This is a genomic window from Paenibacillus sp. GCM10027630 (assembly GCF_042676305.1).
Taxonomy (GTDB): Bacteria; Bacillota; Bacilli; order Paenibacillales; family NBRC-103111; genus Paenibacillus_S.
On record NZ_JBHTGY010000003.1, the window covers coordinates 20,321 to 33,296 of the forward strand.

The 12,976-nt window shown below is 42.7% G+C and carries 10 protein-coding genes; 7 read left to right on the forward strand and 3 right to left on the reverse strand.

Annotated elements, in window-relative coordinates; translation table 11 throughout:
- Positions 1-28 precede the first annotated feature (28 nt).
- Complete coding sequence (locus ACFQ0C_RS02580) at positions 29-1,999, forward strand: CotS family spore coat protein (RefSeq protein ID WP_379363686.1); 1,971 nt, start codon at positions 29-31, stop codon at positions 1,997-1,999.
- A 19-nt stretch (positions 2,000-2,018) separates the two neighbouring features.
- The gene (locus ACFQ0C_RS02585; protein WP_379363688.1) at positions 2,019-3,161 is read left to right on the forward strand and encodes a glycosyltransferase family 4 protein; all 1,143 of its coding nucleotides are present in this window, start codon (positions 2,019-2,021) and stop codon (positions 3,159-3,161) included.
- A 195-nt stretch (positions 3,162-3,356) separates the two neighbouring features.
- Here the strand turns inward: ACFQ0C_RS02585 and ACFQ0C_RS02590 are convergent, their stop codons facing one another.
- Positions 3,357-3,656, reverse strand: coding sequence for a hypothetical protein (locus tag ACFQ0C_RS02590; RefSeq protein ID WP_379363690.1), 300 nt, complete (start codon positions 3,654-3,656; stop codon positions 3,357-3,359).
- 239 nt (positions 3,657-3,895) lie between these two features.
- On the opposite strand from ACFQ0C_RS02590, the gene ACFQ0C_RS02595 reads away from it, so the two are divergent.
- Genes ACFQ0C_RS02595 through ACFQ0C_RS02605 form a run of 3 tightly spaced genes read left to right on the forward strand, consistent with a single transcriptional unit; the run spans position 3,896 to position 7,121 of the window.
- Positions 3,896-4,879, forward strand: coding sequence for a sugar phosphate nucleotidyltransferase (locus ACFQ0C_RS02595; protein WP_379363692.1), 984 nt, complete (start codon positions 3,896-3,898; stop codon positions 4,877-4,879).
- Positions 4,876-6,174 carry a UDP-glucose dehydrogenase family protein gene (locus ACFQ0C_RS02600; RefSeq protein WP_379363694.1) on the forward strand — a complete coding sequence of 433 codons (1,299 nt, stop codon included), beginning with the start codon at positions 4,876-4,878 and terminating at the stop codon, positions 6,172-6,174. Before ACFQ0C_RS02595 ends, ACFQ0C_RS02600 begins: the two co-directional genes overlap by 4 nt.
- Positions 6,171-7,121: an NAD-dependent epimerase/dehydratase family protein gene (locus ACFQ0C_RS02605; protein WP_379363696.1), complete on the forward strand. Its 951-nt coding sequence runs from the start codon at positions 6,171-6,173 to the stop codon at positions 7,119-7,121. The genes ACFQ0C_RS02600 and ACFQ0C_RS02605 overlap by 4 nt, the downstream gene beginning before the upstream one ends.
- Positions 7,122-7,283: 162 nt before the next feature.
- Here the strand turns inward: ACFQ0C_RS02605 and ACFQ0C_RS02610 are convergent, their stop codons facing one another.
- Complete coding sequence (locus ACFQ0C_RS02610; protein WP_379363698.1) at positions 7,284-8,648, reverse strand: MATE family efflux transporter; 1,365 nt, start codon at positions 8,646-8,648, stop codon at positions 7,284-7,286.
- A 327-nt stretch (positions 8,649-8,975) separates the two neighbouring features.
- On the opposite strand from ACFQ0C_RS02610, the gene ACFQ0C_RS02615 reads away from it, so the two are divergent.
- Positions 8,976-9,878 (forward strand): right-handed parallel beta-helix repeat-containing protein, encoded by a 903-nt coding sequence (locus ACFQ0C_RS02615; protein WP_379363700.1) that lies wholly within the window; start codon positions 8,976-8,978, stop codon positions 9,876-9,878.
- Between the two features lie 89 nt (positions 9,879-9,967).
- Here the strand turns inward: ACFQ0C_RS02615 and ACFQ0C_RS02620 are convergent, their stop codons facing one another.
- A complete protein-coding gene (locus tag ACFQ0C_RS02620) occupies positions 9,968-11,497 on the reverse strand; it encodes a glycosyltransferase (protein WP_379363702.1) in 1,530 nt (509 codons plus the stop codon).
- Positions 11,498-12,058: 561 nt separating this feature from the next.
- On the opposite strand from ACFQ0C_RS02620, the gene ACFQ0C_RS02625 reads away from it, so the two are divergent.
- On the forward strand, positions 12,059-12,922 hold the full coding sequence (locus ACFQ0C_RS02625) for a glycosyltransferase family 2 protein (RefSeq protein WP_379363704.1): 864 nt from the start codon (positions 12,059-12,061) through the stop codon (positions 12,920-12,922).
- Positions 12,923-12,976: the final 54 nt, after the last annotated feature.

The window sequence follows — 12,976 nt, forward strand, 5'->3', positions numbered from 1 at the left end:
TATTAAACCATGTTATGGAGTGATGGTGGTGGATAATTATCAAATCGTTCCGTGGATCGATCATATTTTATCTCCGGAAATAGTTCATGAGCAATATGTCCCACCTGAATTGGAGATATTGGCCAGACAGGTGATGGAGCTTTACGATATGCAGGTTAATGAAATGATTCTGATTACATCGAAGCCTGACAAGGGCGGGGCTATTTGGAAAATCGGTACTAATAAAGGAAACCGCAGTATTAAGGTCCTGCACCGTCGTCCGCAAAGGAGCCTCTTTAGTATCGGAGCTCAGGAGTATATGGCTGGTGTAGGAGCACGGGTCCCATCGTTCATTCCAACCAAGGATGGCAATAACTATGTTGAAGCCGGCGGAAAGATGTGGATCGTAACCGAATGGATAGAGCCGCTGCTGCCTGTATCCAAGATCGACCTGGAGGGCGCTGCTTCACTTTGCTACGGACTGGGAGAGTTCCACAAAAACTCCAAGGGCTATGTTCCTCCATTTGGTTCGGAGGTATCGTCCCGGCTGTACAGCTGGCCTAAATACTATGAGAAAATCATTGCCAAAATCAGCTGGTTTCGGGATATCGCCAAAGCTTATGGAGACTCTCCTGCGAGTGCAAGCTTACTCGCTGTCGTTGATGATTTTGATAGGCAGGCTAATGAAATATTGGAGCGCTTCAAGCAGTCCCCTTACCCCAAAATGCTAACCAAAGGTGAAGCTCATTGGGGACTCGCCCACCAGGATTACGGTTGGTCCAATGGCCAAATGGGTCCGGGAGGTATTTGGGTTATAGATTTGGATGGAGTATCCTATGACCTGCCCATTCGCGATTTACGCAAACTGATGACCAGTACGATGGATGACATGGGAACTTGGGACATAACCTGGATACGCGGCATGATCGACGCCTATCATCAAGCTAACCCAATAGATCAGGAAACCTTCGAAATATTATGGTTAGATATGGCTTTTCCTAATGAGTTTTATAAGCATGTTAAAGAAATTGTGTTTGAGCCGACTCTATTCCTTCAAACTGAACTCGAAGCGATCCTGCAAAGGGTTATGGCAACAGAAACGAGTAAATGGCAGGTTTTAACCGAGCTCGAAAACGATAAATCGAATTACCCGGTTGGAGATTACACGATGGAGGAAAGCGAAACCTTATACAACTTTGATCATCCAGACCGCTCTCTTCTATTGCCTCCACAAAAAGACTTTTGGGAGACGCCATTTGCTGTGAATGACCCGTTCACTGTTCAGCCTGATCTTGTACCGGCCGATGAGGATATTCCTTTTAACCAGCAGCCCGATCTTGTACCGGCCAATGAGGATACTCCTTTCACCCAGCAGCCTGGTCTTGTTCCGGCCAATGAGGATACTCCTTTCACCCAGCAGCCTATTCTTGTACCGACCAATGAGGATATTCCTTTCACCCAGCAGCCTGATCCCGTATCTGCCAAGGAGGGTACTCCTTTCACCTTCCAGCCCGATCTAGTCTCTGCAAATAAGGATACTCCTCTCATACAGCAGCCTGATCTTGTTCCGGCATTTAAAGAAATTGCACCCCAATTTTCAGAAGAAAGAATGGTAGTACAATTGCCTGTCTACTCGGAGGCTTCTGTAAATATCCCAACTGTTCCAGTAATTGAGATGCCACAGCAAGCGGCTGTTAACCAAGATCCTGTACCTGCTGCCTTAATCCACATACCGGCTCCTGCACCTAACCGCTTCACGCTTCGAATACCCAAACGAAAAACCAAGAACAGTAAAAAAACAGGCAAGACCAAGAAAAAAATCCGCAAAAGAGTTCTCAAAGCCAAACCAGGCTCCCGTGTCAAACTAGTGCGGAAGCTAAAGAAACCGCTTCTGAAAAAATCAGTAAAACCGTTATTAAAATCAAAAAAGAGCATTTCGAAGCGCATAAAGGGAAAAGGCAACAAGAACATCTCACATCCATTGAAAAGGCAGAATAACCCCAGACCAAAGACTGCTTAGGAAAGATAGGTGTTAATTCGTGAATATTTTGATGATTTGTACGGAAAAGCTGCCAGTCCCAAATATTAGAGGCGGGGCCATCCAAACCTATATCTGCGGAGTGGCCTCTCTCTTAAGCAAGCATCACAGAATAACGATTCTCGGCAGAACCGATCCCGATTTACCACTGGAGGAAATTGTAGACGGTATCCGCTATATCCGTATTGATTCTGCTGGGTTATTAGATGTTTATTCCAGAGGTGTGATCGAATTTCTTGAAAACACTCAGGAGCAATATCATATCATTCATATCTTTAATCGCCCTAAGCTGGTCCTTCCTGTCAGGAAGTTTGCCCCTAACTCCAGAATTATATTAAGTATGCATAACGATATGTTTAATCCTGCCAAACTCCGCAGAGGTGAAGGCAATGCGGTTTTGGAGCAAACCGAACGTATTATTACAATAAGCAATTATATAGGCAGCGCTCTTCTTGATTACTTCCCTCAAGCCGGCCCGAAATTAAGAACCATATACTCAGGGGTGGACTTGGCCCGTTTTGCCCCTTGGGTTGAGTCGTCAAGCGCACTGGAAGCAAGAGAAAGCTTAAGATCCGAATATAACCTATCGAATAAGAAAATCATTTTATTTGTAGGTAGACTTTCTCGTAATAAAGGTCCGCATGTATTGGTGCGTGCGATGTCCGAATTACAGCATTCGGACGCTGTACTTGTCGTAGTAGGAGGCGCTTGGTTCAGCGATAACACCGTAAGCGATTATGTTGCATACGTTCGGGCGCTGGCTGAGCGTGCACCCTTGCCGGTCATCACTACCGGGTATGTGCAAGCTCATGATGTGCACCGTTGGTTTTGTGCAGGGGATATATTTGTCTGCACTTCCATCTGGCAAGAGCCATTGGCTCGTGTTCATTATGAGGCCATGGCAGCCGGGCTTCCTTTTCTCACAACAGCAAGAGGAGGCAATCCGGAAATTGTAAGAAATAATAATGGAATCTTAATTTCCGACCCGGAAAACCCAACTGAATACGCACAAAATCTTAATACTATGCTGTCAGACCTGAAGCAGGCACGTCAGATGGGAATTAATGGCCGGCGTTTAGCCGAGCAGCATTTCACATGGGAACGTGTGGCTAGTGATATTCTATCCGTATGGGAACAGGGATAACCCTCTATTCACTAAACCGAATTTGGCTTGTACCCTAAGAGAAAAATACTGAAATCGTATCATTTCAAAAACAATTTAACCCGGTAAATGTACCGGGTTATTCATTATTTACTTTAGTCAACACATCTGAATGAGGTGAGACATTATGTCTACAATAAAACTGGATTTGTCTGTTGTTTCATCATCATCTTCTTCTTAGTTTTCTTCTTCTTCTTCTTCTTCTTCTTCTTCTCCGTCTTCTTCTTCTTCTTCTTCTTCTTCTCCGTCTTCTTCTTCTTCATTTAACTCATACTCTGTTTTGGATCCATCTGCATGTTCCAGTTCAATTTCATCAACTTGCTCCCAATCTACTTCCTTAATCAAGCTTTTGATTGCATCTTCTCTAGAATCATCCAAAGAATAATCTTTCTTATCACCGTTAAGATACTCCACTTGAACTTCTACGATCTCAGCATTGCCTTCCAGAAATTTTTTGAAATTATCTACATTTGACAAAAAAACCAATCCCTTCGGTTTAAGTTTAGAAACTTTTCAGGTTTCCATCCATACTATGAATTTCCTAAACATCATGCTATAGGCCGTTGATAGAGTAGATAAGCGGATATATTAATTTCCAAGAAAGAAAGCACATATATAGCGGATTATTTTCCCTATTAGCTGATAATCGCCCTTACACTTAAAAAATTTCATCATAAATTAATAATGTCTTCATATAGACAAGGAGGTAAAAACTTATGAAGGGATTAATTCTCTGTGCTGGCAAGGGCACAAGGCTCCAACCCTTTTCCAATCACAAACCCAAAGTGCTGCTTCCCGTAGCGAATAAACCCATTATTTACTACTGTATCGAAAAGCTTGTTGAATTGGAGATTTACGAGATTGGCATTGTTATACGTCCGGATCATTCGGCTCTATTTATGGAAGAAGTTGGTTTAGGGGAGCGTTGGGGTGTAAAAATTACCTATATCTATCAGAATGTATCCTTAGGCATTTCCGATGCGGTAAGACATGCTGAAACCTATCTGAATAATCATTCATTCGTTCTGCTGCTGGGAGATAACTTAATAACTCAATCTCTGGAGGGGTTATGCCACTCTATTCTTCAGGATAACCGTGATGCGGCAATTTTACTGGGAAAAGTATCGAACCCACGTGACTTTGGCATCGCTGAGGTCCATGAAAATCAGATTATTGGGTTAGAGGAAAAGCCCGCCATACCCAAATCTAATCTCGCCATTCTCGGTGCGTATGCCTTTAAACCATCCATATTCGAAGCTATTCATTCGATCTCTCCTTCAGCTAGAGGCGAATATGAAATTACGGATGCGATTCAATGGATGATTCATAAAGGATATTCTGTAGCCTATCAAGTTACGGAAAAAAACTACTCGGATGTCGGTACTATGGAACGTTGGCTTGAAGCCAATCGATGGATGCTGCAGCTCCTAGACGATGCTGGGCAGCTTACCATCGATGATCGGCATAAGGGCTGCACCTTTATCTTTCCAGTATTAATTGAAACTGATAGTGAATTAATAGATTGTGTCATAGGCCCCTATGTGACCATTGGCCCCCATACAAGACTGGAGAAATGTACGATTGAAAATAGTATTTTACTCGATGGGTCCCAACTCACACATAGTTTGGAAACTATATCTAATGCGATTATAAGCCCACAGTCCATTTTCGTTCAAAACACTGGAGGGTCTCACGGATGAACATTCTAATCATGGGTACAGGATATGTCGGCGTAACTACAGGTCTGGTATTTGCGGAGCTTGGGTGGAATGTAACCGGACTTGATCCAGATCAAAATAAGATACAATCGTTATCTCAAGGCGAGCTTACTTTCTATGAGCCGGGGTTAAATACGTTATTGCGGGAGCATCTCCAATCGGGCAGAATCCGCTTCACCTCCGAACCTGAGATGGCTGTACGCGACAGTAACATAATCTTTCTTTGTGTGGGTACTCCTTCGGATAGAGACGGAAATGCGGATCTTCAATTTATTCGCCAAGCTTCAGAAAGCATTGGCCGGTATATGCAAGAATATAAGCTTATTGCTGTCAAAAGCACAGTTCCCATAGGAACTAATCATAAATTATCGCAGTGGATCGCAAACGCTCAAGCAGTCCCGGTTCCGTTCGATGTTGTTTCCAATCCGGAATTTCTTCGGGAAGGCTCTGCCTTGCATGACGCGCTTCACCCTGACAGAATTATCATTGGCTGCGAAAGTGATCATGCGATTGATGTAATGAAAACCTTATATGAGAAAATACAATCTCCCTTTTTCGTTACAAAGCCGAAAACCGCGGAGATGATCAAATATGCATCAAATGCATTTCTTGCAACAAAAATTTCGTATGTCAATGAATTATCAAGGTTATGCGAGAACATCGAAGTGAATATTTCCGATGTTGCTGAAGGGATGGGAATGGACCATCGGATAGGCCCGCATTTCTTAAGAGCCGGCATTGGGTACGGGGGGTCTTGTTTTCCAAAAGACATTAATGCGATGCTCTATATGGCTAAACAGTATGGGGCCGAGCTGAGTATTCTTGAAAAGGTTATCCACGTCAATCAGACCCAATATTCACATTATTTGAAGATTTGGGAGCAGAAATTAGGCACCTTTCGGGATAAAAAGATTGCCATTCTTGGCATTTCGTTCAAGCCGGATACGGATGATTTAAGGGAAGCTCCCTCCATATCTATCATTGAGCACTTGCTCGAAAGCGGCGCTGCGATCAGAGTCCACGATCCTGCTGCCAAGCTGCCCCCCGACCTGCTGTCTGAACAATTGCTGCAGGTTGATCTATTGGAAGAAGCACTAGAGCAGTGTGACGCCATTATACTATGCTCGGAATGGGAGCATTACAAGAAAGCAGACTGGACCCGACTCAAAGCTTTAATGAACCAGCATTTCGTTTTTGACGGAAGGAACGTTCTGGATGGCAACCAGATGACGATTCTTGGCTATCACTACTATGGTATCGGGAGGCATCTTCATTGAATATACTAGTAACAGGCGCATCAGGGTTTATCGGTTCTCATCTTTGTGAGCGACTGCTTCAGAATGAAAATAATAACGTCATAGGATTGGATGCTTACATCAAATCCTCTACACCTGTGAAGGCAAGAAAATACAATCTATCTCGTATCCTCCAACATCCCAGGTTTACTTTTATTAAACAAGATCTATTGAAAATCAACTGGGAGAATCTACTTCCAAATATCGATGTCGTCTACCATTTGGCAGGGATACCTGGGGTGCGGTCGAGCTGGGGAAAAGATTTTAAAACTTACATTAGGAATAATATCGAAGCTACTCAGCATTTGCTTGAAGGCTGCCGCCAATTCCCTGTCAAAAAATTCATCTACGCATCGACTTCATCGGTTTATGGTGAAAAAACAGGCCAAGTAAGCGAATCAGCTTCTACAGAACCTCTTTCCCCCTATGGGGTCAGCAAATTAACAGGTGAACAGCTATGCAAGGTCTATGCTCATAACGATAACATTCCCGTTGTCATCTTAAGATTTTTCACCGTGTACGGACCAAGACAGCGTCCAGATATGGCCTTTCATCGATTTATTAATCACATTCTGCAAAATAAACCCATTACTATTTACGGGGACGGCAATCAAACTCGTGACTTTACTTACGTAGAGGACTGCGTTACAGCCGTTGCTGCAGCCGCCACAGCCGAAGGGATAATAGGTGAAACGATTAATATTGGCGGCAAAGAACGTGCTTCAGTCTTAGAGTGCATATCCATCATCGAGGAGATATTCGGTACAAAAGCGGATCGTCAATATATGGGCAAAGCCTATGGTGAGCCCCGTCATACATGGGCAGATATCAGTAAAGCACAGTCGCTGCTGGGCTACGAGCCCAAAATAGATTTACGCCAAGGACTTAAGGCTGAAATCATGGATATATGCAATAATCCTTCACTATAGGTGATCGAACCTTTTACGAAATGATTATGCTCTGATAGATTTGATTCGCAAATCTATACAGAGAGGGTGTCTCAGCAAGGTCAAATACAACCTGCTGGACACCCTCTACATTCATGTTCCGTGAGAAGCACTGCCGCTGCAGTCTTTCTCCCTAGTACTCTCCTAAATCGGTGCATGAGCACCCTTTTTATCCGGTTGAACCAATACTTTCTTTTCCCATGCTCGACTTTTCCATCGATATAACAGAATTAATCCCCGTGCCCATTCATCAAGAATGAACACTGCCCATATCCCGATAAGTCCATACGCGAAATGGATCCCCATGAGATAGGTTAACGGAATACACATTCCCCATATGACAAAAATACCCGTAAAGACGATAAAACGCGCATCTCCTGACGCCCGAAGGGCTTCTCCAATAACTATATTCAAGCATCTGCCAGGCTCCAACATAAACCCCATTGTAAGCAGAGCTGCTCCTAATGCAATAATCTTAGGATCACTTGTAAACAGGCTGAGCAGCTTCTCTCTAAAAAAGACAATCAGCGTGACACATCCCATCGAAAGCAGCAAGCTCAGCCCCAAGCTTCTGAACAATTGCCGATATGCCGCCTCTTTCTCCCCTGCACCGACAAGACGCCCGATAATGATTTGTGTCCCCCTGCCCAAGGATATGGAAAGCACCATAATGAAATACATAATATTCTGGGTATAAATACGGGTTGAGAGCATCTCCGCTCCAAGCGATGTAATATAATAAGTCGTCACAATTTGGCTCGCAGCGTAAGATAATTGGTTGCCGGCTGTAGGAACGCCGATTCCCAGTATCTTTTTCATATGTTCGACTTTACATTTCACCAGGTCCTTCAAGCCCAAATTCAATTTGACCACCTTATGTAATATGAACACATATACAATAAGCCCCAGACATTGGCTAATCGCAGCTGAGATCGCAACACCTGGAACCCCCAGCTTAGGAAATCCCCATGGCCCGAAAATGAATAAATAATTACCCGCCAGGTTAAGAAGGTTCATTCCAATGCTTACCAGCATGGTGTACCTGGTGTAACCATGAACCTGAGTAATCGCAGAAATCGTCAAATTTACGGCTTGAATAAATAAGACTCCACCTACAATAGACAAATACATTTGGGCCTGGGCAAGCAAATCAAGCTCCAACCCGAACATACCAAGCAATGGCCTGCTGAACACTACCATAATAGCGCTAATCATCAGCCCGAAAAGAAAGTTAAGCGTTATCGCACCAGCCGCAAACCTTCTAACATCATCCGGCTTATTCGCGCCCAAATACTGTGAAATAACGATTGCAGAACCGGCAGATATTACTTGCAGCAGCAAAAATGTGAACATAATCAATTGGTTGGAAACACCTACAGCGGCTACCGCTGCATCCGATACATGGCTGACCATGAACGTATCCGCTGTCCTCATCGACATCTGCAAAGAGGATTCGATAAATAATGGCCAAGTTATGGCGAATAATCCGAGCTTCTTAATCTGTGTCATTTAGAGGCCTCGCCTACTTGGAACATACAACCCACATCGTTCTAACATACAGCTCCTCCAATGAATACGCATTCATTTCCAATCTTACGGTGCTAATCACCCCTATTGTATTCCGAAAAATGCATCCGGTCAATCCGTACTAACCTTAAAGTAACTATGCCTAAATTCAGAAACTGACCTCCGTTTAGTAACCATATTGCTGTTTACGGAATAAACTAGTGGTAAGAGTGCAACAAAAAATGCAGAATCCAGCGAGCTATCTGAAGCTGGAGGAATTAATATAAAACATAACAATAAATACTATGATGAGGCTTTGGGGTGATTCTAATGGCTGTCATACGTGTTCCCCTAGATCAGTCGACGATCCAGTCGGGCGTAAACGCTGCGCAGCCAGGTGATGTTGTACTGGTTCATAGAGGGGTATATAAAGAAGTCGTACATGTTACAAGCAGTTCTATTCGCATCGTTGCAGATGACAAGTACGAAGCTGTTCTGGAAGGAGGTAGCTTGCTTTCTAATGGCTTTATCCTGGATAATACCTCGGACGTGGAGATATGTGGATTTAAAATTAAAAACTACATTCAAACCGGGATTTTTGTGCATGATGGCGGCTGCCATCGCCTCTTGGAAAATTCATGTGAAATGAACGGACTGCATGGGATTGGACTTAACTCAACTAACAATTTCATATGGAAAAATAAGATAACAACCAATACCTTCGGGGGTATATCCGTTTACGGAAGTAATAATTGGATCGTTGATAATGGATTAAGTGCGAATGGCTTCGATGGTGTGACTATCTACAATGGCTCACATAATGCAATGATGAATAATGTAACGTTTAGTCAGATCAACGGCTCAGGGTTCTACATATTAGGGCCAAACACGCTTATGTACGAAAATGAACTGAAAAACAACCGTTGGGGCATTGTCATTCACCCTACGGCAATCGTCAACTCCCCCATTGCCGATAACAATGAAGCCACTTACAATAAATTAAAAGACATCGTTATATTAAGTGATTCGGATAACTCTGAAACTAACCACAAAGAAACAACTGCCCCGATGAGTTCAACTGATAAGTATGTACAATTCATTAACTATGTCAACGACCAGTTGGCAATGATTCAGCAAAGTCTTGACCTAGTACCGGATCAACAACGTCCTTCACAAGAAATGAGCCTAATGATCTTTAGACTTTACCGGGACAAACTGCAGCCACCTCTATAAGCTTTGGAATCAAAAGTGACTATGTCCCGATTCAATTTCGGGGCATAGTCGCCTTTTTTTTCCACGTTATTGTTATCATTTTTAGATATTCAGGGCAGCACTACTACTTTTTCCTTACATGAGGAGCAAAACTTGGCATATTGAATACAAGCTTCTAATGAATCATTCAGCTCCATCGGCCACCATCTGATGGCCCCTAGAGGCGCCTGCGATGCGAAGATCTCAACCTCCGCAGGAATGCGGCCAACTACTACTACTTCTACCTCATTGAAATTGGTTTCTGCACCCCTTTGAAGCGTCTTAAATAATTGCGAATGTTCAACCATCGGACTCGAATAGGGAATAGGAAACAAAATTGAAACCTTAGATAGCTTTTCATCAATGATATGCGCGGTTTTCCTAGCAGGGTTATCTACCGATGTCTCCCATACCCGATTGTATGGTAAATCTTCGAGCAAACCGAGCTCTTTCACTCTTGCGGAAATTCTCTGGCCATAAAACTGGTTTAGTTCTTTTACGAGAATCTGAATCTGTCCATTTCTTTGAAACGTAGAGTTATCTCCATTTTCATTCCGATATTGGATATAAAGCAAATCCGGAATCTCTACATACTTTGTGCAAAGAAACGTCCGAACGAGCATATCATAATCGTCTGCAACTAACAGCTCTTCGCGGTGGCCTCCAATCAAATGGTAACAATCCCTCGTCCAAGCACGGGGATGATTCGGTAAACCGACCAAATGACGAATGGTACTGCTGTTAATAGCCGTATTCTTCAACACATTTTGCCATCGGCACATTTCATGAACCCACACCCGGTAATACACACCGTATCCAAATCCGCAATCCCAACCATACCAGTGAGCATTGTTGCTCCCTACATACACCTCTGTAAAGTCCCCATAAGCAAACCCGCATTCAGGATGTTGCTGAAAAGCATCCACGATCTTCTGCAGACAGTCAGGAGTTAGCTCATCATCATGATCCACTTCTACTACAATTTCACCTGTACATAAGCCGGCCGCATACCGTTTGGTTGCCCCGATGTAGCCATTACGGGAATCCTGACGATACCTTCTTACACGCGGATCTTCTAAAGGAAGCAGATCTTGGTTGTATGTTTCATCCTCATCTCCGGAATCATCTACAATAACCCATTCCCAATTCGAGTAGGTCTGATTCAATAATGAACGATACGGGCGCTGAATTTTATCTTTGGATTTGTAGCTCGCTGTGAACACGGATATTAAGGGAAAATCAGATGAAAAACGGTTCGGAAGGATTGGTTTATTTTCGGGGAGAGGATCAGTCCGTTTGAGCCAACAGTAATATAAGTCGGACGGTTTAATTTCTTCTGGGGAACCGTAATGCAACCACCTTTGTCTCTCGTGAATAGGTAAGGCATTCAGTGTTGTGAATTCCTTCCAATCCGTTCCTAATGAAACATAGACTCGCGGATCTTTAGGATTTATATGCAACAGAGCCTCATTAGGTCCATACAGCCTCACAGTAATGCCGCTTTCAGTCAGTAACGCAATCCTTTCTTCTAATCCATCCCGAGAAATTTCCTCTGAAACGAATAGATGAGCTGTCAAAAGCGGAGTATGATTCGATGCCATGGCCAACCCCCTTTACTATTATCCATTACTTCATCATCATTTCATTTTGAACATCGGTATATATATATGTGGAATATAGTGGAAAACATTACTCCTTACAAGCTCTAAGTCACGAGTGTTCATTTACAAGGAATATCCACATTATTTTTATTATCCGAAGTCTATTGCCTAAGCGGTATCCATATATATTTTAGGTAAAGTGAGAAGCTAACCATGCATCAGAAACGGTTCGTCCATATAAAACCTAGGATCAATGCTTATATTATAGAGGCTCAACCTCAAAACCAGTACTTGACCCTCCCCCGACCATTAGTCCTCACAAAATCCTGCAAAAACGCAGTTATTTTCCTACCGGAATTGCTGTAGAGAGAACAAACCTGCAAAAGTACAGCAATTTTCATGGAAAACGCTCTGGTTCAGCTAAGAATGAAAAAATAAATGCACATTTGCATGAATTCAATAAGATACTTCGGATCTACTGGCCAAAGGCTGTATAAATGCAGGTTTTTGGGAGCAGGCAATGGCTTCGAATCGAATAAATTATAGAAAGGAGTAATTAATATGGGGCTTCCGTTAGTTAGTGTAGTCATACCTGCGTATAACCGACCGAATACTCTTCAAATAGCTATCGACAGCGTGTTAGAGCAAACCTACCCCAATATCGAAATCATTATCTGCGATGATAGCACGGACGATCGTGTGCACGAGATGATAATCCCTTATTTAGAATCATTTCCTCAGATCCAATATCATAAAAACGAACGGAATTTATTTCTTGAAAATTGGCATAAATGCTTTGATCTGGCAGCTGGAGAGTATATTAATTACTTGATGGATGATGACGTTTTTCATAAAGAAAAAATCGCGAAAATGATCTATTTTTTTAATGAATTCGAAAATATTACACTTGTTACTTCCTATCGGCAAACCATCGATGAATCCGGTCAGTTTCTCCCTCCGATTTATGCAACCGCCAAGCTTTATGATGAAACAAGGATTATGGACGGAAAGCTGCTGGGAGACGTTGCCTTAACCCGTTGTCTCAATGTCATCGGTGAACCGACAACCGTCTTATTTAGAAAAAAAGATCTTACCGAGCTGTATGGAGTATACAAAGGGAAACAGTATTCTCTTATCAATGATATGGCTGCCTGGTTGCTGCTGCTATCCAAAGGAAAGGCAGTATATATTCCAGAAGCACTTAGTTATTTTCGAAGACATCCAAATCAAAATAACAATACATTAGGTCTAAAAGCGTATAGCGAATGGTTAGATATTATAATCGCTTCTCGTGATGGCGGATTTCTTGACACGAACGATTTATTCAAAATGGCTCTGCACTCTTATCTTGAACGTGTAAGTGGTTATGAGCAATTTGCAGAAGATATCAAGCGGATTGAAACTATATTAGCTTCCTTGGATTAAATTCACAAAGCTCCTGTGTTTTATAGGTGAATAAAAATGGGGCAAACCCATCAG

Coding starts and splice junctions, on each gene's coding strand:
- ACFQ0C_RS02620 (WP_379363702.1), bottom strand. CDS start 11,497: ATGGCATCGAATCATACTCCGCTTTTGACAGCTCATCTATTCGTTTCA.
- ACFQ0C_RS02610 (WP_379363698.1), bottom strand. CDS start 8,648: ATGACACAGATTAAGAAGCTCGGATTATTCGCCATAACTTGGCCATTA.
- ACFQ0C_RS02600 (WP_379363694.1), top strand. CDS start 4,876: ATGAACATTCTAATCATGGGTACAGGATATGTCGGCGTAACTACAGGT.
- ACFQ0C_RS02615 (WP_379363700.1), top strand. CDS start 8,976: ATGGCTGTCATACGTGTTCCCCTAGATCAGTCGACGATCCAGTCGGGC.
- ACFQ0C_RS02595 (WP_379363692.1), top strand. CDS start 3,896: ATGAAGGGATTAATTCTCTGTGCTGGCAAGGGCACAAGGCTCCAACCC.
- ACFQ0C_RS02625 (WP_379363704.1), top strand. CDS start 12,059: ATGGGGCTTCCGTTAGTTAGTGTAGTCATACCTGCGTATAACCGACCG.